Origin of the sequence: Streptomyces cadmiisoli (assembly GCF_003261055.1) — a bacterium.
GTDB classification, from domain to species: Bacteria; Actinomycetota; Actinomycetes; order Streptomycetales; family Streptomycetaceae; genus Streptomyces; species Streptomyces cadmiisoli.
Genome location: NZ_CP030073.1, coordinates 6,846,457 through 6,868,207, shown reverse-complemented (window position 1 = coordinate 6,868,207; position 21,751 = coordinate 6,846,457). Strand labels below are relative to the sequence as shown.

Here is a 21,751-nt window from a genome sequence, read left to right as displayed (position 1 = left end):
CCGCCGTCGCGGAGTGCGGGGACGGAAGGCCGGCAATCGGCGCGCATACCGCGGCGGTCTTCAGGAACCCGTGAGATCCGCCGGGAGTTCTCAGTCCGTCGAGGGCGTTGCGGGGTGGCGCCGCGGCAAGCCGACTCCTCCCGGTGCGGGTGAGCGGGACGTTCTGCCGGCTGCCCCTGAGCCGGGGGATGAGAATGTGTCACTTCTTCTTGGAGGTGAGACGACCGAACGAGGGCAACCGTCGAACGGGGAGGAAAACGGATGGAGCCGAATCGGGTGTCGATACGTCTATTCGGCGACGTCCGTACGACGACGCCGAAGTGACCGAAGTACAGGTGCAGGTGTGACGGAGGTGCAGGCGATGGCCGGTTTCCGGAGTCTGGCGAGACAGGTACGCGACCCTCGATGCGATCTGGCGCTGCGGCGCTACTCACTGCGCAAGTGCCTTGAGAGGTTCGCCCCCTACGGGCACAGGGCGACCTGGGACCACTTGTGCTCCCGGGCCGGGTTCGGCCCGGAGGACCGTTCTCCCGACCCTGCGCGGCTCGTGGCCGCGTTGGAGGAACTGGAGGAGGCGCGGGCGGTCTGGCTGGCCTATGAGGTCGAGTTCGCCGAGCGCCGCAAGAAGGAGAAGCACGACGGGCTGCGCAGGCCGGGCACCGTGGACGACTGGCACCGGCTGACCTGGGGCGGTTTCGGTGTCGCCTGGTGCGACGACCCGCGGGTCCACCCGGACGAGCCGCTGGCGGAGGTGCTGCGCCGCCTGATCGCCGCACTGGAGCGCGACCCCGGCTCGGCCTGTCCGGTCTGCTGCGGGGAACGCCTCGTGTGGAAGTACGACCTGGACCACGAACCCTCGTCGGGTCCGGTCTGCGCGGACTGCGGAATCCTGGTGCCGCGACCCGTGCTCACGCCCGAGGCACTGGCGTACGCCAGGCGCGGGCGGCTGTTGATGTCCGCCTGAGGAGCGGGACGCGGGGCCGACGGGGGACGGGGAACGGGGGTCCGCCGGGGGTGCGCAGGGGATGCCGCACCTCCTGCCGGGCGGGCCGGCACCGCCGGACGCTATCAGCCGCAAAACCGGTCGCTCCACCCCTTTCGGGTACGGACAGTTGGGGTCGATGAAACACCTCCGACGAACCCGAGGAGCGCCCCGATGTCGACCCTGCGCGTGACCGCCGAAGTGCTGACCGTCCACGAGCATCCGAACGCCGACGCGCTCGAACTGGCCCAGGTGGGCCTGTACCGGGCCGTCGTCGCCAAGGGCGCGTACCGCAGCGGCGACGTCGCGCTCTACATCCCGGAGCAGTCCGTCCTCCCGACCGGGCTGATCGAGGAACTGGGGCTGACCGGGCGGCTGGCGGGCGGCAACGCGGACCGGGTCAAGGCGGTGCGGCTGCGCGGTGAGCTGTCGCAGGGCATCGTGTGCCGGCCCGCTGCGCTGGCGGACGTCGACCTGGCGCGGGCCGCCGCGGACGGCACCGACTTCGCCGAGCTGCTGGGCATCACCAAGTGGGTGCCGCCGGTGCCGCCGACGATGAACGGTGACGTCGAGTCCGCGCCGGACCTGCTGCCGTGGGTCGACATCGAGAACATCCAGCGCCACCCGGACGTCTTCGCCCCGGGCGAGCCGGTGGTGCTGACCGAGAAGCTGCACGGGTCCGCCTGCCTGGTGACGTATCTCGCGGACGAGGACCGCCTGCTCGTCTCCTCCAAGGGGTTCGGCGCGAAGTCACTGGCGCTTCGGGAGGACGCGCGCAATCTGTACTGGCGCGCGGTGCGCGGGCACGGGGTCGCCGAGGTCACGGCCCGGCTCGCCGAACGACTGGGGGCGCGACGGGTCGGCATCTTCGCCGAGGTGTACGGCGCCGGCGTGCAGGACCTGACCTACGGCGCGGACGGGCGGCGCGACACCCTCGGATACGCCGTGTTCGACGTGTCCGCGGACATCGGCGGCCGGGTGCGCTGGCTGGACGCGGCGGCCCTGCTGGAGGGGCAACTGCCGCTGGTGCCGCGGCTGTACTTGGGCCCGTACGACATCGGGCGGGTGCTGGAGGCCGCCACCGGGCGCGAGACGGTGTCCGGCCGCGGGGCGCATCTGCGGGAGGGCGTGGTGATACGGCCGGCCGTCGAGCGGTACAGCCCGGTGACCGGCGGGCGGGCCATCGCCAAGGCGGTCAGCCCGGCGTATCTGACCCGCAAGGGCGGCACCGAGTTCGAGTGAGGCCGGGGCGGGCAGCGCATGCCCGCCTTCGGCGCACCGCCCGCCGGGCCCGTACCGCCGATGTGCTCTAGCAGCACTCCTCGGGTGCCGGCTCACGGTCGCGGGGCGGCCGGGTACGGCCGCCGGCCGGGCGTTCCACCATCAGGCGCGAGCCCGACCGGCGTTCGCCGAAGGCGTCGTCGGGGTTGGACAGGACGCAGGTGTCCAGGGAGAGGCATCCGCAGCCGATGCAGTCGGTGAGGTGGTCCCGCAGCCGGTTGAGCTGCTTGATCCGTTCGTCGAGCTCGGACCGCCAGGCCGCGGACAGACGGGCCCAGTCCTCCCGGGTGGGCGTGCGCTCCTCGGGCAGTTCGGCGAGTGCCTCGCGGATCGTGGCGAGCGGGATGCCGACGCGCTGGGCGGCACGGACGAAGGCGACGCGGCGCAGGGTGTCACGGGTGTAGCGGCGCTGGTTCCCGGCGGTGCGGCGGCTGCGGATCAGGCCCTTGGACTCGTAGAAGTGCAGGGCCGACACGGCGGCGCCGCTGCGTGCGGCGAGCTGGCCGACCGTGAGCTCATGGATCTTCTCGGGAATCTTGGGCACCCCTCAGAGCCTACCCACCCGCCGCGCCCCGCGTCCGTTGACACGGGGCGCCCGCCCGACCATGCTAAGCAGTTGCTTAGACATTCCGCGCTCGGCGTGCCGACGCCGCGCGCCACTTCGCCACGCGAGAGGCCGGGACATGGCAGAGCCGAGGATCTTCACGTCCGTCGACGAGCTGAAGGCGGCGGTGGACGAGCAGCTCGGGTACACGGACTGGGTGACGGTCGACCAGAAGCGGATCGATCTGTTCGCCGAGGCCACGGGGGACCACCAGTGGATCCACGTGGATCCGGAGAAGGCCGCCGCGGGCCCGTTCGGCACGACCATCGCGCACGGCTATCTGACCCTGTCGCTGCTCCCCCTCTTCGGCCCCCAGCTCATCGCCGTCGAGGGCGTGCGGATGGGCGTCAACTACGGCACGAACAAGGTGCGGTTCCCCTCGCCCGTCCCGGTCGACTCCCGGCTGCGCGCCACCGCGCGCATCACCGGGGTCGAGGAGGTGGCGGGCGGCGTCCAGGTCGCGGTCGCCTTCACCGTGGAGCGCGAGGGCGGCGACAAGCCGGTGTGCGTGGCCGAATCCGTGGCGCGCTACTACCTCTGAGGCGCCGGCTCGGACCGGACCGGGCCCACGGGGACCGACCGGTACGGGCCGCGGACCACCGGCGCCCGGCCCTGACCACCCGGCCTCGACGCCGGGTTACCGCCCCTCGCCGCCGGGAGCCCGCTCGGCCCCCACCATCCGCAGCACGAGGTCGGCGTACAGCGCGCCGACCTCGTCGGGCGTCCAGGGGCCCTCGGTGTTGAACCACCGGGCCACGTCGATGCAGAGCGAGAGCACGGCGAGGGTGGTGCCCCGCACGTCGAGCACCTCGAAGTCGCCCGCCGCGACGCCGTCCTCGATGATCTCGCGCACCTGGGCGTCGCACTGCCGGCGCAGCGCGACGATCTCGGCGCGGGCCTCGGGGCCGAGCGAGTCCAGTTCGTACTGCACGACCCGCGCCGTGGTGCGCCCTCCGGCGTGCCAGCGGACGAAGGAGCTCACCGCGTCGGCCAGCCGCACCGTCGGGCTGCCCTCGCCGCTCGCCGCGGTGCGCAGGATGCCGAGGGCCCTCTCGTGGCCGATCCTGCTGATGCGGTGCAGCAGTTCTTCCTTGGTCTTGTAATGGATGTACAGCGCGGCCGGGCTCATGCCCGCGCGGCCCGCGATGTCCCGGGTCGTCGTCGCGTGATAGCCGCGTTCGGCGAAGGCCTCCACGGCGGCGATCAGCAGTCGCCGGGCCGCGTCAGGGGTGACCTCTCCCCACGTCGGGCCCTCCTCACCGGCCGTCTGCTCCGCCGTACTCATCGCTCGCTCGCCCCTCTCGATGACAGGGGCACCACCATACCGCCGAAGGTGAGCGAGCGCTTAGTGAGCTGGTTCAGAGCTTCTCGAACGGATCGTGCTCGGCGAGCAGCTTCTCCAGCCGGGCCTGGTCGACCCGGTTGACGATCTGCCCCGCCTCCTGCCGGTCCCGGATGACCTTGGCGAGCGTGAAGGCGGAGGTGACGAGATACAGGACGGCGATGCCCAGGAAGCCGCGCACCCAGGGGTCGGCGTCCAGTTGGAAGATGCCGACGGCGGTGGCGGCCAGGGCGACCGCGAAGGACGCGACGGCCTGTCCGTAGAAGGCGGCCGTGCTCTGCTGTTTGACCGAAGTGTCACTCATGCGAACAGGGTGAGCCGCGGCGGCGGGCACCACATCCGCTCCGGTACTCAGACGGTACTCAGAACGCCGAAACCCCCGTCAGCGCCCGCCCGATGAGCAGCTTCTGTATCTGGCTCGTGCCCTCGTAGAGGGTCATCACCCGGGCGTCGCGCAGGAGTTTGCCCGCCGGGTACTCGTCGATGTAGCCGTAACCGCCGAAGACCTGGAGGGCGTTGTTGGCCGCGCGGACGGCCGCCTCCGAGGCGAAGAGTTTCGCCTTGGACGCCTCGGTGGCGAACGGCAGTCCGCGGTCGATCAGATCGGCGACCCGCCAGGTCAGCAGCCGGGCGGCGTCGACGTCCACGGCGATGTCGCTGATCAGCTCCTGGACGAGCTGGTGGTGGGCGATGCTCCGGCCGAACTGCTCGCGCTCGCCCGCGTACCGCACCGCCGCCTCCAGCGCGGCCCGTGCCAGGCCGACGCAGCCCGCGGCGACCGACATCCGCCCCTTGGCGAGGGCGGACATGGCGATCGAGAAGCCCTTGCCCTCCGGTCCGAGCATCGCGCCGGCGGGCACCCGGACGTCCTGGAGGACCAGTTCGGCGGTGGCCTGGCCGCGCAGACCGAGTTTGCCGTGGATCGCGCGGCGGGTCAGGCCGGGTGCGTCGGCCGGCACCAGGAAGGCGGACACGCCCCGGTGGCCGGGGGCGTCCGTGGAGCGGGCGAACAGCAGCACGACATCGGCCCAGGTGCCGTTGGTGATGAACGTCTTGGTGCCGTCGAGGACGTAGTGGTCGCCGTCCCGGACCGCGCGGGTGGCGAGGTTGCCGGCGTCGGAGCCGGTGCCCGGTTCGGTGAGGCCGAAACAGCCGACGTACCCGCCGGACGTCAGCCCCGGCAGCCACCGCCGCCGCTGCTCGGCGCTCCCCCACGACGCGATCGTCTTGGCGACCAGGCCGAGCGAGACCGACACGATGCCGCGCACCGAGGAGTCCCCGCGGCCCAGTTCCTCGGTCACCAGGCAGTACGCGAGATGGTCGCCGCCGCTGCCGCCGTACTCCTCGTCCACGGTCAGACCGAGGAAACCGACCTCGCCGAGCTTCTTGACGATCCCCCGGTCCACCTCCTCGGCGCGGTCCCAGGCCACGACGTTCGGGGCGATCTCACGGTCCGCGAAGTCCCGGGCGAGCCGCTGTACCGCGCGCTGCTCCTCGCTGAGCTCCAGGTCCATGACGAGTCACCCCACAGATTGAATGTCGCACATTTAAATTAGCACTGCTAGTTTCCAGTCGCAGCCCTACTATGTGCGCCATGGCCCGACCGCGCAAGCCCCTGCTCAGCACCGACCGGATCGTCGAGACGGCACGCGCGCTCGTGGACACGGAGGGCCTCGCGGCCGTCTCCACCCGCCGGCTCGCCGCGGAGCTGGGCGTCAGCGGGCCCTCGCTCTACAACCACTTCCGCACCAAGGACGAGATCCTGGAGGCGGTCGCGGACTCGGTGAGCGCCCAGGTCGATCTGTCGATGTTCGAGGACGGACGGGACTGGCGGGCCGCGCTGCACGACTGGGCGGTCTCCTACCGCTCCGCGCTGCGCGACCACCCGAACATCGTCCCCGTCCTCGCCCGCGGCCCCGGCCGCCGGCCGGCCGCGCTGCGTCTCGCGGACGCCGTGTACGGCGCGATGGTCGAGGCGGGCTGGCCGCCCGCGCAGGCCACCTCCATCGGGGCGCTGATGCGGTACTTCATCATGGGCTCCGCGCTCGGCTCCTTCGCCGCGGGCTTCGTGGACGACGTCAGCGCCTACGATCCCGCCGACTATCCGCACCTCGGTCAGGCCCATCTCCTCGCCGAACGCCAGGAGAAGATCGACGAGCGGGCCTTCGAGACCGGACTCGCGGCCCTGCTGGACGGGCTGGCCCAGCAGTACGCGCAGGTCGGGCGGCCCGCCTAGTGCGGACCGGACGCGAGTGGCCGGACAGGGCGCCGGGACCTTTCGGCGGACGCCGAAAGGTGCGTGCCGCATGCTGGGAGCCATGACCACCAGGGACCCCCGCGCGAAGGGACTGGCCGCGTTCGCCGGGCTGCTCGCCGACGAGACGCGTGCCGCGTGTCTGCTGGCCCTGTTCGACGGACGGGCGTGGACCGCCGGCGAGCTGGCCCGGCACGCGGGCGTGGCCGCGTCGACACTCAGCGAGCACCTGGACCGGCTCGTCGCCGGCGGGCTGATCGCCGAGGAGCGGCAGGGGCGGCACCGCTACGTACGGCTGGCGGACGCGCGGGCCGCGCAGCTGGTCGAGGAGCTGGCCGCGCAGGTCGCCCCGGGGACCGCGGCCGAACGGCCGCGCACGCTGCGGGAGTCGGGCGCCGGGTCGGCCATGGCGCGCGGCCGCACCTGCTACGACCACCTGGCCGGCCGGCTGGGCATCACGGTGACCGACGCGCTCGCCTCCCGCGGGCTGCTGCGCCGGGACACCGGGTTCGCGCTCACCGACGCGGGACTGGCGTGGTTCTCCGCCGCCGGTATCGACCTGCCCCGCACCGGCCGCCGTCCCCTGGTGCGCGCCTGCCTCGACTGGACGGAGCGCCGCCCGCATCTCGCGGGTGTCGCGGGCGCGGCCCTGTGCCGGCACGCCCTGGACGCGGGCTGGTGCGTACGCATCGGCTCCGAACGGGCCGTGAAGGTGACGGCGACGGGCGAACGCGCGCTGTCCGAGTTGCTGGGCATCGAGGCGCGGCAGCTGCGCTGAGCGGTCCGCGCTGCGAACCCCGCCCCGACACCCGGTCCGAATTCCGCGAGCCCCCGGGCCCTTCGCCCTCCTAGCCTCAGGAGCATGATGAACGCCGCCGAGGAAACCCCCGCCCCGCCGTCCCGACGAGCCGGACTGCTCGCCGCCTGCGCCGCGGGCGTCTCGGTCGTGCTGTGGGCCTCCGCCTTCGTCTCGATCCGCAGCGCGGGCACCGCGTACTCCCCGGGCGCGCTGGCGCTCGGCCGGCTGCTCGCCGGCGCCCTCGTCCTCGGGGTGTTCTGCCTCGTACGGCGGGAGGGATGGCCGCCGCGCTCGTCCTGGCGCGGGATCGCTACCTCGGGCGTGCTGTGGTTCGGCGTCTACATGGTCGCCCTCAACTGGGGCGAGCAGCAGGTCGACGCCGGCACCGCGGCCCTGGTGGTGAACATCGGGCCGATCCTCATCGCCCTGCTCGCCGCACGGCTGCTCGGCGACCGGATGCCGCCGCGGCTGCTGGCGGGGATGGCGGTGTCGTTCGCCGGAGCGGTGACCGTGGGCCTGTCGATGTCGGGCCGAGGGGGCTCGTCGCTGCTCGGGGTGGTGCTGTGCCTGCTGGCCGCGGTGGCGTACGCCGGCGGTGTCGTGGCGCAGAAGCCGGCTCTCGGCCGGGCGAGCGCCTTGCAGGTGACGACGTTCGGGTGCCTGGTCGGCGCGGTGGGATGTCTGCCGTTCGCGGGGCAGTTGGCGGCGGAGGCGGCGAAGGCACCGCTGTCGGCCACCCTCAACATGGTGTACCTCGGCGTGTTCCCGACCGCGCTCGCCTTCACCACCTGGGCGTACGCCCTGGCCCGTACGACGGCCGGGAGCATGGGCGCCACGACGTACGCGGTGCCCGCGCTGGTGGTCCTGATGTCGTGGCTGGCCCTCGGCGAGGTGCCGGGCCTGCTCACACTGGCGGGCGGGGCGCTGTGCCTGGTCGGGGTGGCGGTGTCCCGGTCCCGGTCCCGGCCGCGGACCGCGGCGCCGGACGCGGTTCCGGCGCCGGAGGCGGTTCCGGCGCCGGAGGCGGTTCCGGAACCGCGGCGGAGCGAGCGGGCCGCCGAGTCGGCGTGACCGCGCCCGGTCCGCGAGGACCTTGATGGACAGCAGGGCCGTCGCGGCGAGCACGAGGATGTGGCCGGACACCGCCATCGACGTGCCCGTCGCCTCCAGCAGCAGCACCAGGACGGCGACGGGGGTGCGGTGTGATCGCCGGGGCCGGTCCGGACCCGGCGAAGTGGAGTGCGCCCGGGTGCCGGTCCGGGCATCGCCGCGGGGTCCCGGGCGCGGCCCCGGACCCCGTCCTCGGTGCGGGTGCGTCCGGTCAGAAGACGACGAGCGCCCGGCCGCCCTTCCCCGCCCGCATGTTCTCGAACGCGGCCGGGATGCCGTCCAGGGTGATGCGTTCCGTCACCAGGGCGGCGAGGTCGAGCCGGCCGGAGCGGACGTGGTCGGCCAGCACGGGCAGGTCGCGCTCCGGGTCGCAGTTGCCGTAGACGCAGCCGCTCAGGGTGCGGCCCCAGTGGAAGATCTCCAAGGCGTTGAAGGTGACCTGCTGGTCCTTGCCGCCGATGCCGACGACCGTCGTACGGCCGCCGCGGCGGGTGGAGTCCCAGGCGGCGCGGATGGTGACGGCGCGGCCGACGCACTCGACTGCTACGTCGACGCCCTGCCCGGCCGTCAGCGCGCGGATCTCGCGGTGCGTGTTCTCGGTGGCGAGCACGAAGTCCGTGGCGCCCGCGGCGCGGGCCAGTCCCTCCTTCTGCGGCGTCACGTCGACCGCGACGATCCGCTCCGCGCCCGCGATACGCGCCGACTGGAGCGCGGCCAGACCGACGCCTCCGACACCGAACACCGCGACGCTCTCCCCGGCCCTGACCCGCGCCGAGTGGTGCACGGCGCCGTAGCCGGTGAGGACCGCGCAGCCGAGGAGCGCCGCGTCGGTCAGCGGGACGCCGGGCGGCGCCGGCAGCGCGCAGGAGGCGGGGACGACGGTCTCCTGCGCGAACGCGGCCACGTTGAGCCCGGGGTGGAGTTCGGCTCCGTCGGCGGCCCGGCGGGCGTGGACGCGGGCCGCGCCGGTGAGGGCGTCGGCGCACAGCCAGACCTCGCCGCGCGCGCAGGCGGGGCAGCTTCCGCAGGAGGGCGCCCAGTTGAGGACGACATCGGTGCCGGGAGCGAGGCGGGTCACCCCTTCACCGACGGCGACGACCGTGCCGGCGCCCTCGTGCCCGAGGACGGCGGGCACCGGCAGCCGCATGGTGCCGTCGCTGAGCGACAGGTCGGAGTGGCACACCCCCGCGGCGGCGAGCCGGACCCGGACCTGTCCCGGGCCCGGGTCGGGCAGTTCGATGCCGGTGATCTCCAGCGGGGAGCCGACCGCGGGCAGTACGGCGGCACGGACGGTGGGGCGGACGGCCATGGCGGGCGACTCCTCTAGAACTGGAGGGACTTGGTCTGGAGGTACTCGGTCAGGCCGTGCACGCCCAGCTCACGGCCCACACCCGACTGCTTGTAGCCGCCGAAGGGCGCGAGCGGGTTGAAGCGGCCGCCGTTGATGTCGATCTGGCCGGCGTCCATCCGGCGGGCGAAGGCCACCGCCTCCGACTCGTCACCCGCCCAGACGGCTCCGGCGAGTCCGTACACGGTGCCGTTGGCGATGCGCAGGGCGTCGTCCTCGTCCTCGTAGCGCAGCACCGACAGCACCGGGCCGAAGATCTCCTCCTGGGCGATGGTCATCGTGGGAGTGACGTCGGCGAACACGGTCGGGCTGACGTAGTGGCCGCGCTCGTGCGGGGTGTCGGTGCCGCCCGCGACCAGACGGGCGCCCTCGGCCACGCCCTGCGCGATGTAGCCGCGCACCCGGTCTCGCTGGGCGGCGTTCACGAGCGGGCCGATGCGGTCGCCGTACTTGGCGGCGGCCGCCGCGGCCAGCTCGACGGCCCGGTCGTACTGCGAGGTGTGGACGAGCATGCGGGTCCACGCGTTGCACGCCTGGCCGGAGTTGGACATCACGTTGGCGACGCCCACGTTGACGGCCTTGGCCAGGTCGGCGCTGGGCAGGATGACGTTGGCGGACTTGCCGCCCAGTTCGAGGGCGGCCTTCTTCACATGCGCTCCGGCCGTGGCGCCGATGCGCCGGCCGACGGCCGTGGAACCGGTGAAGGACACCAGGTCGACGTCCGGGTGCTCGGCGAGGGCCTGGCCGGCCACCGGACCGAGGCCGGTGACCAGGTTGAACACACCGGCCGGGAAGCCCGCCTCGTGCACCGCCGCGGCGAAGGCCTGCGCGGTCAGCGGGGTGTCCTCGGCCGGCTTGAGGACGACGGTGCAGCCCGCGGCCAGGGCGGGGGCGACCTTGGCGACGACCTGGTGGAGCGGGTAGTTCCACGGGGTGATCGCACCGACCACGCCGATCGGTTCCAGATGGACGACGGAGTTCCCGACCTTCTCCTCGAAGGCGAACGCCGCGGCCAGTTCGGCGTACGAGCCCGCGACCGCGATGGGCGCGCCCACGTGCACCGCTTGCGCGAACGCCGGGGGCGCGCCCAGCTCCGCCGTGATCGTCTGGGCGATCTCCTCCTTGCGGGCCACCAGGACGTCGCGCAGGGCGGTCAGGCGCGCGGCCCGCTCGGCGGGCGGGGTCGCGGACCAGGCCGCCAGGGCGGCGCGGGCGGCGCGCACCGCGTGGTCCACGTCCTCGGCGCTGCCGGCGGGTACCCGGCCGATGACCTGCTCGTCGGCCGGGTTCACCACCTCGATCGCGTCCGGGCCGGCGGCCGGCCGCCAGACTCCGTCGATGTACAGGGCCTGCTGGGCCTTCATGAGCTACCTGCCTCCCGAACCTGCGTCTCGTCCGCGCCCAAACTAGCGGTGATAGTTTTGTGGCGCCAGGGGTGGCCGCGGGGCCCGGGTCACACCGCCGTCAGAAGTCCACGTGGGCCCGGTCGTCGACCCGCCCCACCGACTCCTGGCCGAACTCCTTCTCGTAGGCCCGGCGGATCTCCTCGATCCTGCGGTCGCTCGCCGTCGCCTCGCGCAGCGGGTAGAGCAGGACCAGCTCGTACGACCGCTCCTTGTCGATGGTGCCGTCGGCGTTCCGCCACTGTCCGCGCACACTGCGCACGGTCAGTCCGCCGGGGAAGCCGGGCGTGACCTCCCGGTCCACGAAGGCCGTGAACTGCCGGTCCGTGACGGCCGGTCCGCCGTCGGGGCGCTCGGTGCCGAACAGCAGACGGGTCTCGACGTACGGATCACCGCGCACCGCGGCGGGCGCGGGGGCGGACACGGGGGCGTCGTCGGCGAGGGTGGCGTACGCGGTCGGCGCGCCCACCGCGAGCAGGGCACCGGCGACCGCGAGGGCCGCCCTGGTACGGGTCTGGCGGATCGTCATGCCCCATCCCTTACCGGGGCGGGAGCCCCGGCCCGCGCAGCCGCGCCGCCCGACGGCCCCGTCGGCCCGTGGCACGGGAGCGTCAGGGGGGCGTGCGGCGGCCGGCGCCGCTCGTACGGCGCGCCCTTCCGCGGGCCGGCGGCTCCCGGTCCGCGGTCGCCCCGTCCCGGTCGGCGGGCCGCGCCGGGGAGCGCAGCGCCACACCGGCGGAGACCAGCAGCAGCCCGCCGAGCATCACGAACGGCGCGGCCACACCGGCGAGTCCGGCGATCAGACCGGCCGTGGCGGGCGCGGCGACCTGACCGAGCCGGTTGCCGGTCAGACGCAGGGCGAGGGCGGTGGAACGGGCTCCGTCGGGCGCGGCCCGCACGACCGTCGTCATGGACAGCGGCTGCCCGACGCCCAGACAGAAGCCGAGCGCGGCGAGGATCAGCGCCAGCGCCCAGAGCGGCACCGGCAGCGCGATGCCCGCGCACAGCAGCGCCGACAGCAGACAGGTCACGGTGAGCAGCAGGGTACGGCCGACCAGGCGCAGCAGGGGCGTGAGGACCAGCCGGCAGGCGATGGTGGCCGCGGCCCGCAGGCTGAGCAGCAGGCCGATCACCGAGGGCGCGATGCCCCGGTCCTCGCCGACCACCGGCAGGTAGGCGGTCAGCACATCGGTAGCGGACAGCACGGCGAGGCTGATCAGGATGCCGGCGGGCACACCCCGGGCGCGCAGGATGCGCCGCACGGGGACCCGGTCGCCCGGCCGCGCGCGGGACCCGGAGGACGTACGGCGGTCCTCGATGCGCCACAGCGAGGTGAACGCGACCGCGGCGCCCGCGCCGGCCACCAGCAGGGCGAGCGCGCTGCTGGTCGCCATGTCGTGGCCGCCGATGAGCGCGCCGGCCGCCACGGGGCCGACCAGTTGGCCGAGCGAGGCGCCGATGGTGAAGTGGCCGAAGTTGCGGTCCTGTTCGTGCGGGGCGGACCGGCGGGCCACGAGGGACTGCGCCCCGATGACGAAGGCGAGGTGGCCGAGGCCCATCACACCGCTCCAGACCGCCATCGCCCACAGGGAGCCGGCGACGCCGCTGAGCGCGCAGCCGCCGGAGATCAGGACCACTCCGGCCGGCAGCAGGGGCGCGCAGCGGCCGTGGTCGGTACGGCGGCCCAGGGGGACGGCGGCGAACAGGGGCAGCAGGGCGTAGACACCGGCGATCACACCGACCGCCCGCTCGTCGGCGCCGAGCGCGAGAGCCCGGTAGGACACGGCCGGCCGGGCCATCGACACCGCCGCCTGCGCGAAGCTGAAGGCGATGACGAGGCGGAGCAGCCAGCCGCGGTTCCTGCCGGGCCTCAAGGGGTCCTCCTGGTGCGCTCGGGCCCCTGTCGGGGCGTGGCCTCGATGTCCGACGGGTCGGGCATCCAACGGGTCGGGCGTCCTACGGGTCAGACCTCCGATGGGTCAGACCTCCGACGGGTCAGATGATGCCGAAGAGGACCCCGGCGGCGAGAATCACCAGACAGGTGAGGGCCGCCCACTTCACCACGAACCGGGTGTGGTCGCCGAATTCGACCTTCGCCATGCCGACCAGCACGTACACGGCCGGGACGAGCGGGCTGGACATGTGCAGCGGCTGGCCGACGAGCGAGGCGCGGGCCATCTCCAGCGGGGAGACGCCGTGCGCCGCTCCGGCCTCGGCGAGGACCGGCAGGACGCCGAAGTAGAAGCCGTCGTTCGACATGAAGTAGGTGAGCGGCAGGCTCAGCACGCCGGTGACGAGGGCCATGTGCGGGCCCATGCCGGCGGGGATGATGTCGACCAGCCACTCGGCCATGCTGTCGACCATGCCGGTGCCCTGGAGGACGCCGGTGAAGACGGCGGCGGCGAAGACCATGCCCGAGACGTTGAGGACGTTGTCGGCGTGGGCGGCGAGCCGGGCCTTCTGGTCCGGGATCTTCGGGAAGTTGACGGTGAGGGCGAGGGCGGCGCCGAGCAGGAACAGCACCGGAATCGGCAGCCACTCCATGATCATGGCGGTGAGCAGGGTCACCGTGAGCAGGACGTTGAACCAGAGCAGCTTGGGACGCAGCGTGGGCCGGTTCGGGTCGAGGCCCTGGAAGTCGTCGTCCTCCTCGTCGGCGTCGGCACCGGCGCCCGAACCGCCGTTGCCCGCGCCTTCCTTGCCGAGGCCGGTGCCCGCGCCGGAACCGGCGGTCACCAGGACCGTCTCCTTCTCCTCGACGAGCACCTCGTCCAGCGTCAGCACGCCGAGCCGCCGGCGCTCGCGCAGTCCGAGCCCGTACGACAGGGCGATCACGAACAGCAGTCCGACGGCGAGGGCCGGGATCATCGGGACGAAGATGTCGCTGGCGTCGAGCTTCAGGGCGGTGGCGGCGCGGGCGGTGGGGCCGCCCCACGGCAGGGTGTTCATCACGCCGTTCGCCATCGCCGCGACACCGGTCAGGATGACCAGGCTCATCTTCAGCCGCTTGTACAGCGGGTAGAGCGCCGAGACCGTGATCATGAACGTGGTCGAGCCGTCGCCGTCCAGCGAGACGATCGCGGCGAGCAGGGCGGTACCGACGACGATGCGCATCGGATCGGCCTTGCAGAACTTCAGGATGCCGCGGACGATCGGGTCGAAGAGACCGACGTCGATCATCACCCCGAAGTAGACGATCGCGAACATGAGCATCGCCGCGGTGGGGGCGAGGCTGGAGACGCCGTCGATGACGTATTCGCCGAGGTGCGCGCCCTTGCCCACGATCACGCAGAACAGCGCGGGTATGAGCACGAGCGCCGCGATGGGCGACATCTTCTTCATCATGATCAGGACCAGGAAGGTCGCGATCATGAGGAAGCCGAGGATGGTCAGCATGTGTGTGGATACCTAACGTTCGCCCTTGAACTCCCACCAGGGCCGGCGGTGCGATGACGTTAGGTCGCGCCACATGGCGTTAACAAGATGTTGACGCGCGAGCAATAAGCGCAAAACTGCTGGTCACAGCTTTGCTCAGGTCAGCGCGCTGACGATTTCAGGTCACGGGGGCGAGGTCGACCGGCACTCCGTTGAGGACCGCGTTGCCCGACAGGGGGTCGAGGAGGCTGCCGTCGAGGAGCTGGTTGACGTTGACCCCGGGGTCCGCGGCGGCGTGCGCCAGCCGGGTGCCGGGCCGGTCGTGGCCCCAGCCGTGCGGCAGGCTGACCACTCCGGTGCGTACGCCGTCGGTGACCTCCGCCGGGGCCGTCACCTCTCCCCCGGCGCCCTTGATCCGGACCGGCTGCCCGTCCCGCAGGCCGAGCCGGGCGGCGTCGTCCGGGTGGATGTGCAGGGTGCAGCGGTTGCTGCCGCCGGTCAGGGCGGGCACGTTGTGCAGCCAGCTGTTGTTGGAGCGCAGATGACGGCGGCCGACCAGGACGAGTCCGGCGGGCCGCTCCCGCAGCGCCGCGCGCAGCCGCGGCAGATCGTCGGCGAGGGGCTGCGGCAGCAGCTCCACCTTTCCGCTCACCGTCTTCAGCGGCTGCGGCAGCCGGGGCCGCAGCGGGCCGAGGTCGATGCCGTGCGGACGGGCGAGCAGCTTCTCCAGCGTCAGCCCGTCCGGCCGGGCGCCGAAGCCGTCGCCGTAGGGCCCGAGGCGCAGCATCATGTCGAGCCGTCGCTCCGGGCCGCCGTCACCCGTGAGCCGGGCGGCCAGTTCCCGCGGGTCGCGGCCGTGCACGGGTGAGTGCGGTTCCCCGACCGCCTTGCCGAGGGTCTGGTCGACGACCATCGTGTCGACGGCGGCCGGGTCGGCGCCGTGCATTCCGGTGGCGGCCAGCACGAGCCGGGCGAGGATCTCGGTCTCGGCCATCCGTCCGGGCTCCAGGGGGACGGCGGGGCGGGTGTAGCGGACCTGGTTGCGGACGGCGAGGGTGTTGAAGGCGAAGTCGTGGTGCGCGCTCTGCGCGGGCGGGGGCGGGGGCAGGACGACGTGGGCGTGGCGTGAGGTCTCGTTCAGGTAGGGGTCGACGCTGACCATGAAGTCCAGCGAGTCGAGCGCCTTGGCGAGGCGGTCCCCGTCGGGCGCGGAGAGCACGGGGTTGGCGGCGATCGAGATCAGCGCCCGGACCGGTTCTCCCTCCTCGGTGGCGGTGTCGATCTCCTCGGCGAGCGCGGACAGCGGCAGTTCGCCCTTGGCCTCGGGGTGCCGGGCGACCCGGGAGTGCCAGCGGCCGAGCGCGAACCCGCGGCCCGGTCCGGCGGGCCGGGGGGTCCGGTCGGTGGCGGCCTGCGGGAACAGGGCGCCGCCGGGCCGGTCCAGGTTGCCGGTGAGGATGTTGAGGACGTCGACGAGCCAGCTGGCGAGCGTGCCGTGCGGGACGGTGCAGCTGCCGATACGGCCGTAGACGGCGGCGGTGGGGGCGGCGGCCAGTTCGCGGGCGAGGGTGCGAATGGTGGCGGCGTCGACGTCGCAGGCCGCCGCGACGGCCTCGGGGGTGAAGTCCCCTATCGCGTCGCGGAGTTCGGGCAGACCCTGGACATGGGGCGCGAGGTGGCCGGGATCGGCGAGGTCCTCCTCGAACAGGACCTGCGCCATGGCGGCCAGGAGCAGCGCGTCCGTGCCGGGGCGGACGGCGATGTGCCGGTCGGCCAGTTTCGCGGTGCGGGTGCGGCGCGGGTCGATCACGGTGAGCGTGCCGCCGCGGGCCTTGAGGGCCTTGAGCCTTCCGGGGAAGTCGGGCGCCGTGCACAGACTGCCGTTGGACTCCAGCGGGTTGGCGCCGATCAGGAGCAGGTGGTCGGTGCGGTCGAGGTCGGGCACGGGGATCGCGAGCGCGTCGCCGTAGAGCAGCCCGCTGGAGACGTGCTTGGGCATCTGGTCGACCGTGGAGGCGGTGAACAGGCTGCGGGTGCCGAGCCCGGCGATGAGGACCGGCGGGTACAGCGCGCCGGCCATGGTGTGCACGTTGGGGTTGCCGAGGACGACACCGACGCTGTGCGGCCCGTACCGCTCGACGACCGGCCGGATCCCGGCGGCCACCGCGTCGAAGGCCTCCTCCCAGGTGGCCTCGCGCAGTTCCCCGTCGCGGCGCACGAGCGGGGTGCGCAGCCGGTCGGGGTCGGCGTCGACCGCGCCGAAGGAGGCCCCCTTGGGGCAGATGAACCCCTGGCTGAACACGTCGTCGCGGTCGCCGCGGGCGCCGGTGACCCGGGTTCCCTCGATGGTGAGCGTCAGCCCGCAGGTGGCCTCGCACAGGGGGCAGATACGCAGGGCGGTGCGGGACACGGGTCCTCCCGGGGTCTGGCGACAGCGGTGACGCACGGACTGGGCCCGAGCATACCGACCGGTATGCACGGTGGGGAGGCCTCGCGGGGACACGGCGCGAATCGGCCGGTTCAGTCCAGGACGCGCGCCAGATACGCCCGCAGCATCTCCCGCATCTCCGCGACGACCGCCTCGTCGCCCCGCGGATCCAGCCGGAACGCCAGGTGCACGAGGGTGTCCGCGGTCTCCACCGCGATCAGGAAGGTGCGGCGCAGGGCGTCGTCGGGCGTCCGGCCGAGATAGCCGGAGACGAGGTCGCCCAGACGGTCGGCCACCAGGTGGTTGGGCTCGGTGTGCCGGGCCCCGACCGGTATCTGGTTGCCGAAGTCGACCAGGGAGAAGCCGGGTGCGGTGCGCTTCATGGCGAGGTACTCGTCGAGCACGGCGTCCATGGCGGTCCGCCAGTCGCGCCGCCCGGCGGCCTTCAGACGCTCCGTCACACGCTCGGTGTAGCGCTCCAGGTTGCGCTGGGCGAGCGCGCAGGCCATCTGGCGCTTGTTGCCGAAGAACCGGTACACCGAGCCGATGGGGACGCCGGCGCGCTGCGCCACGGCACGGGTGCTGAGTTCGTCGTAGCCGACCTCGTCGAGGAGGTCGGCGCAGGCGTCGAGAATCCGTGTCAGCCGTTCGGCGCTGCGGCGCTGCACGGGCGCACGACGGAGCGATGTCGCGTGGGGCACGCGCTTCATGATGCCCGGCCGTCGTCGTCCGGTGTACCTCCGGGGCCCGTTGCCGCCGCGGTCGGTTCGGCGCCCGAGGCGGTGATGTCGGCCGTGCACTGGACGGGCTCGCCGTCGACCGCCCAGCCGGTGCCGTCGTCGGCGTACAGCCGCGCGGTGACCTGGTGCGTGCCGCGCGGGACGAGGCCGGCGTCCAGGCGGTGCTCGCCGGAGCGCAGTTCGGCGACCGGGCGGCCGTCGACGAAGAGTCGGGCGAAGCCCCGGCCGGACACCGCCTCCGCCCGCGCGCCGGCCGGCGAGAAGCCGAAGCCGTGGACGCTCAGCCGTACGTCCCAGCCGGCGCCGGAGGTGTCCGGCTGTATCTCGATGTCGACCTCGGGGGCGTGTTCCGCGTCCACCTCGCGGTAGGGCCGCCCCGCGTCGTCGGTGACGTCGAGGAGCCGGCCCACCGGAGCCGGGGACCGGCCGTGCGTCCGTTCTCCCGCGTCACTGGTGCCGCAGCCCGCGGACCAGAACAGCAGCAGGGCACAGACCGCGAGCGCGGCGAGTGGTCGTCGGGTCCACGGCATGCCCGGAGACTAGAACACGGGTCCGACACCCTGAATCCCCCTGGAGTCTGGTTCTCGTCATCCTCCGGATCATCCGGCGAGAGGAGGACGCATCGCCTCTTGCGCCGGAGCAACCGCAATCCTACGGTGAGCCATAGGAATCGGCGGGCAAGGGAGCAGCGATCATGAGCGGGGACGCGCGCAAGACGGCCGAAGGGCTGGCTCACCTCTTCGGGTTCGGCAACGAACACAGCTCGGAGGCGGTCCCCGGCGCGCTGCCGGAGGGCCGCAACTCACCCCAGCGCGCACCGCTCGGCCTCTACGCGGAACAGCTCAGCGGCACGGCCTTCACCGAGCCGAGGGCGTACAACCGCCGCTCCTGGCTCTACCGCATCCGCCCGTCGGCCGCCCACCCGGCGTTCACCCGCGTGGACAACGGGGCGCTGCGCACCGCCCCGTTCACCGAGACCGAGCCCGACCCGAACCGGCTGCGGTGGGACCCGCTGCCGGACCCGGCACCCGGCACGGACTTCCTGGCCGGCCTGTGGACCCTCGGCGGCAACGGCGACGCGACCCAGCGCACCGGCATGGCCGTGCACCTCTACCACGCCAACGCCGACATGGACCGGGTGTTCAGCGACGCGGACGGTGAGCTGCTGATCGTCCCGGAGCACGGCGGACTGCTGCTGCGCACCGAGTTCGGGCTCCTGGCGGTGGAACCCGGCCACATGGCCCTGATCCCGCGCGGGGTGCGGCTGCGGGTGGAACTGCTCGACGACACGGCCCGCGGCTACGTCTGCGAGAACTACGGCGCCCCCTTCCGCCTGCCCGACCTCGGCCCGATCGGCGCCAACGGGCTCGCCAACCCGCGCGACTTCCGCGCGCCGGTCGCCGCGTACGAGGACGTCGAGGGCCCCGTCGAGGTGGTCAACAAGTTCTGCGGCAACCTCTGGACGGCCACCTACGACCACTCACCGCTCGACGTGGTCGCCTGGCACGGCAACCACGTGCCGTACGCCTACGACCTGCGCCGGTTCAACGTGATCGGCTCCATCAGCTACGACCATCCCGATCCGTCGATCTTCACGGTGCTGACCTCGCCCAGCGACACCCCCGGCCTCGCGGGCGTCGACTTCGTGGTCTTCGCACCGCGCTGGCTGGTGGGCGAGGACACCTTCCGCCCGCCGTACTTCCACCGGAACGTGATGAGCGAGTACATGGGCCTCGTCGAGGGCGCGTACGACGCGAAGGCGGCCGGGAAGGGCGGCTTCGTGCCGGGCGGCGGCTCGCTGCACAACATGATGTCGGCGCACGGCCCGGACCGGGAGACCTTCGACCGGGCGAGCGCCGCCGAGCTGCGCCCGCAGAAGGTGGACGACGGGCTGGCGTTCATGTTCGAGACCCGCTGGCCGCTCACCCTGACCCCGGCGGCGGCGGGCGCGGAACATCTGCAACAGCGCTACGACGACGTGTGGCAGGGCCTTCAGCGGCACTTCCGCCCCTTGCACTGAGCGTTCCCCGGCCGGTACGGATGGGCCCGTGACCTCCTTCGCCCCTGATTCGATCGTCCTGAACCGCAAGCTGCCGCTCTGGTACCAGGTCTCGCAGTCGCTGCGCGCCTCGATACTCGGCCGCTCGCCCCGGGACCCGCTGCGCCTGCCCACGGAGGAGCAGCTGGCGGTGCACTACGGGGTGAGTGTGCTGACCATGCGGCAGGCACTGAAGGAGCTGGAGGACGAGGGCCTCATCACCCGCCACCGCCGGCGCGGCACGTTCATCGAGCCGGACGCCCGCCGGGGCACTCCCGTGCGGCTGCTCGGCTCGGTGGACGCGATCGTGGCCCAGCAGTCCGGCATGACGACCCAGCTGCTGACCCACGGCCGGGCGGAGGTGCCGGGCGAGTTCGCCGAGTTCTTCCCGGACCTCGACGAGGTGGCGACGTACCACCGGCTGCGCAGCGACGAGAAGACGGGCGAGCCGACCAACCACGCCGTCAACTACGTCCGTCCGGAACTGGCCGACCGCGTCGACCTGGACGACCTGGTCCGCTGGCCCATGACCAAGGTGCTGCGGGACGTCGTGGGCGCGGACATCAGCCGCATCACGGACACCGTCCAGGCGCGTCTCGCCGACCCCGAGACGGCCCGTCTGCTCGACGTCCCGCTGCTCAGCCCGATCCTGCACTACACGGGCGTCACCTACGACACCGGGGGACGGCCGCTGGACGTGGCCGTCATCCACTACCGCGGCGACCGCTTCTCGTTCACGGTCACGCTGGACGCCACCTGAACCGGGCGACCCCGGCCGCGCCGCGGACACACGTCGTACGATGCCCAGCGTGACGTACGACGACGCTCCGCTGCTCGCGGACCTCATGCCGTGGTCCGTCGCACCACCCCGGCTCGGCCGGGCCTGGCCGGTGGCCCCCGACCCGGCGTCTCTCGCGGCTCGTTGGGCCGCGCTGACGAAGGCGGCGGGGTCGGACCGCGAGAGGCTGTTCGAGCCGACGCGCTCGCGCACGCTGCACTCCGCGGTCGGACAGCTTCCGGGCCAGTCCACCGGCACGGAGCGGCTGGTGCGGGCCACGGGTCCGGGTCCGGAACCCGTCCGGGTGCTGTCCGCCCCGTTCGACGAGCAGTGGCTGATCCCCGACCACCGCCTGATCGACGCGGCCCGTCCCGAACTGTGGCGTGTCGCCGACGACCAGCAGGTCTTCGTCGTCGAGACGGCGGCGGCCCCCGGCTCCGGCGAACCGCTGCTGCTGGCGACCTCGCAACTGCCCGTGCTCCGGCCCGGCCGCGTCCGCCCGCTGCACCGCCGCCCCGGCGCGCGGGAACCGAACCTGGCCCCTGGCCTGGTGCGGTACCTCGGCAGCCGGCTCGGGCAGGTCCCGGAGCCGCTGGACGTCCTCGCCTGGATCATGGCGGCGGTGCGCGCGTCGCCCGCGGGACCCGTCGTCCCCCTCACCGGTGACCCGGCGCTCTGGGCCGAGGGTGTCGAGGCGGGCCACCGCACACTGTGGCTGATGCGCCGCAACGGCGACCGCCCCAAACTCCCCGGCGGCCGCCGCCCCTACGTCCGGGCGCCGCTGCCCGCCCGCCCCCTCACCGTCCGCTACGACCGCGACGAGGAGACCCTCCACCTGGACGAGGGCCGCGTCTCCCCCGTGCCGCCGCAGGCCTGGGACTTCACCGTGGACGGCGTCCGGGTGCTGGAGCAGTGGCTCACCGCCCGCACGGACGAGGCCGAACCGGGCACGCTGGCGGCGATCCGCCCGGCCGCCTGGACCCAGGCCTGGACCTCCGAGCTGCTGGAACTGGTCACGGTCCTGGCCCTGCTGGCCGACACCGCCCGCCTGCCGGACGGTCCGACGGACCCGGTCACCGCATCGGACCTGCGTACGGCCGGGGTCCTGCCGGTCCCGGAGGGCGCGCGCAGGCCGGCCTCCGTCCTGGACCGGCAGGAGGAGGGCCCGGAGGGCCAGTTGGCGCTGATCTGACCCGCCGGCACGGCTGCCGCCGACGGGGCCACCGCACGCCGGTGGACCGGCGGCGAGCGGTGCGGGGGGGGGAAGAG

The 21,751-nt window shown here is 73.3% G+C and carries 21 protein-coding genes; 9 read left to right on the top strand and 12 right to left on the bottom strand.

All coding sequences use genetic code 11. The features are described from left to right. Window positions 1-361 precede the first annotated feature (361 nt). Both DN051_RS30140 and DN051_RS30135 read left to right on the top strand, forming a co-directional pair. Window positions 362-964 carry a hypothetical protein gene (locus DN051_RS30140; RefSeq protein WP_053758158.1) on the top strand — a complete coding sequence of 201 codons (603 nt, stop codon included), beginning with the start codon at window positions 362-364 and terminating at the stop codon, window positions 962-964. A 192-nt stretch (window positions 965-1,156) separates the two neighbouring features. Beyond that, window positions 1,157-2,224, top strand: coding sequence for an RNA ligase (ATP) (locus tag DN051_RS30135; protein WP_112439940.1), 1,068 nt, complete (start codon window positions 1,157-1,159; stop codon window positions 2,222-2,224). 67 nt (window positions 2,225-2,291) lie between these two features. Here the strand turns inward: DN051_RS30135 and soxR are convergent, their stop codons facing one another. Continuing rightward, entirely contained in the window at window positions 2,292-2,807 is a 516-nt protein-coding gene (gene soxR / locus DN051_RS30130; protein ID WP_053758066.1) for a redox-sensitive transcriptional activator SoxR, read from the bottom strand. A 139-nt stretch (window positions 2,808-2,946) separates the two neighbouring features. Between soxR and DN051_RS30125 the strand changes: the two genes are divergently transcribed. After that, window positions 2,947-3,408 (top strand): MaoC family dehydratase, encoded by a 462-nt coding sequence (locus tag DN051_RS30125; RefSeq protein WP_053758067.1) that lies wholly within the window; start codon window positions 2,947-2,949, stop codon window positions 3,406-3,408. 96 nt (window positions 3,409-3,504) lie between these two features. Here the strand turns inward: DN051_RS30125 and DN051_RS30120 are convergent, their stop codons facing one another. The 3 genes from DN051_RS30120 to DN051_RS30110 form a co-directional block, all read right to left on the bottom strand. Then, entirely contained in the window at window positions 3,505-4,152 is a 648-nt protein-coding gene (locus tag DN051_RS30120; protein WP_053758068.1) for a TetR/AcrR family transcriptional regulator, read from the bottom strand. Between the two features lie 73 nt (window positions 4,153-4,225). Then, the gene (locus DN051_RS30115) at window positions 4,226-4,513 is read right to left on the bottom strand and encodes a YiaA/YiaB family inner membrane protein (protein WP_053758069.1); all 288 of its coding nucleotides are present in this window, start codon (window positions 4,511-4,513) and stop codon (window positions 4,226-4,228) included. Window positions 4,514-4,571: 58 nt separating this feature from the next. Continuing rightward, the gene (locus DN051_RS30110) at window positions 4,572-5,723 is read right to left on the bottom strand and encodes an acyl-CoA dehydrogenase family protein (protein ID WP_112439938.1); all 1,152 of its coding nucleotides are present in this window, start codon (window positions 5,721-5,723) and stop codon (window positions 4,572-4,574) included. 80 nt (window positions 5,724-5,803) lie between these two features. Here DN051_RS30110 and DN051_RS30105 point away from each other — a divergent pair, with 80 nt between their 5' ends. The 3 genes from DN051_RS30105 to DN051_RS30095 all read left to right on the top strand — a co-directional run bounded on the left by DN051_RS30105 (window position 5,804) and on the right by DN051_RS30095 (window position 8,333). After that, window positions 5,804-6,445, top strand: a complete 642-nt coding sequence (locus DN051_RS30105; protein WP_053758071.1) for a TetR/AcrR family transcriptional regulator — start codon at window positions 5,804-5,806, stop codon at window positions 6,443-6,445. Window positions 6,446-6,515: 70 nt separating this feature from the next. Next, window positions 6,516-7,241: an ArsR/SmtB family transcription factor gene (locus DN051_RS30100; protein ID WP_420709148.1), complete on the top strand. Its 726-nt coding sequence runs from the start codon at window positions 6,516-6,518 to the stop codon at window positions 7,239-7,241. An 84-nt stretch (window positions 7,242-7,325) separates the two neighbouring features. Beyond that, a complete protein-coding gene (locus DN051_RS30095; RefSeq protein WP_112439936.1) occupies window positions 7,326-8,333 on the top strand; it encodes a DMT family transporter in 1,008 nt (335 codons plus the stop codon). Window positions 8,334-8,583: 250 nt separating this feature from the next. Here the strand turns inward: DN051_RS30095 and DN051_RS30090 are convergent, their stop codons facing one another. The 8 genes from DN051_RS30090 to DN051_RS30055 all read right to left on the bottom strand — a co-directional run bounded on the left by DN051_RS30090 (window position 8,584) and on the right by DN051_RS30055 (window position 18,196). Then, window positions 8,584-9,681 (bottom strand): Zn-dependent alcohol dehydrogenase, encoded by a 1,098-nt coding sequence (locus DN051_RS30090; protein ID WP_053758073.1) that lies wholly within the window; start codon window positions 9,679-9,681, stop codon window positions 8,584-8,586. Between the two features lie 14 nt (window positions 9,682-9,695). Beyond that, window positions 9,696-11,084, bottom strand: a complete 1,389-nt coding sequence (locus tag DN051_RS30085; protein WP_053758074.1) for an aldehyde dehydrogenase family protein — start codon at window positions 11,082-11,084, stop codon at window positions 9,696-9,698. A 100-nt stretch (window positions 11,085-11,184) separates the two neighbouring features. Continuing rightward, window positions 11,185-11,652 carry a DUF3574 domain-containing protein gene (locus DN051_RS30080; RefSeq protein ID WP_053758075.1) on the bottom strand — a complete coding sequence of 156 codons (468 nt, stop codon included), beginning with the start codon at window positions 11,650-11,652 and terminating at the stop codon, window positions 11,185-11,187. 82 nt (window positions 11,653-11,734) lie between these two features. Beyond that, a complete protein-coding gene (locus DN051_RS30075; protein ID WP_053758076.1) occupies window positions 11,735-12,997 on the bottom strand; it encodes an MFS transporter in 1,263 nt (420 codons plus the stop codon). Between the two features lie 121 nt (window positions 12,998-13,118). Continuing rightward, on the bottom strand, window positions 13,119-14,519 hold the full coding sequence (locus DN051_RS30070; protein ID WP_112439934.1) for a CitMHS family transporter: 1,401 nt from the start codon (window positions 14,517-14,519) through the stop codon (window positions 13,119-13,121). A gap of 157 nt (window positions 14,520-14,676) precedes the next feature. Then, a complete protein-coding gene (locus DN051_RS30065; RefSeq protein ID WP_053758078.1) occupies window positions 14,677-16,908 on the bottom strand; it encodes a molybdopterin oxidoreductase family protein in 2,232 nt (743 codons plus the stop codon). A 110-nt stretch (window positions 16,909-17,018) separates the two neighbouring features. After that, complete coding sequence (locus DN051_RS30060) at window positions 17,019-17,636, bottom strand: TetR/AcrR family transcriptional regulator (protein WP_053758079.1); 618 nt, start codon at window positions 17,634-17,636, stop codon at window positions 17,019-17,021. Further along, window positions 17,633-18,196, bottom strand: coding sequence for a hypothetical protein (locus tag DN051_RS30055; RefSeq protein WP_053758080.1), 564 nt, complete (start codon window positions 18,194-18,196; stop codon window positions 17,633-17,635). The genes DN051_RS30060 and DN051_RS30055 overlap by 4 nt, the downstream gene beginning before the upstream one ends. A gap of 164 nt (window positions 18,197-18,360) precedes the next feature. Between DN051_RS30055 and hmgA the strand changes: the two genes are divergently transcribed. From hmgA to DN051_RS30040, 3 genes are read left to right on the top strand one after another with little or no spacing between them, the layout of a single operon-like run. Continuing rightward, window positions 18,361-19,686 carry a homogentisate 1,2-dioxygenase gene (hmgA, locus tag DN051_RS30050; protein WP_112439932.1) on the top strand — a complete coding sequence of 442 codons (1,326 nt, stop codon included), beginning with the start codon at window positions 18,361-18,363 and terminating at the stop codon, window positions 19,684-19,686. A gap of 28 nt (window positions 19,687-19,714) precedes the next feature. Further along, window positions 19,715-20,464, top strand: coding sequence for a GntR family transcriptional regulator (locus tag DN051_RS30045; RefSeq protein WP_053758082.1), 750 nt, complete (start codon window positions 19,715-19,717; stop codon window positions 20,462-20,464). Between the two features lie 40 nt (window positions 20,465-20,504). Beyond that, window positions 20,505-21,674, top strand: coding sequence for a type ISP restriction/modification enzyme (locus DN051_RS30040; RefSeq protein ID WP_053758083.1), 1,170 nt, complete (start codon window positions 20,505-20,507; stop codon window positions 21,672-21,674). Window positions 21,675-21,751: the final 77 nt, after the last annotated feature.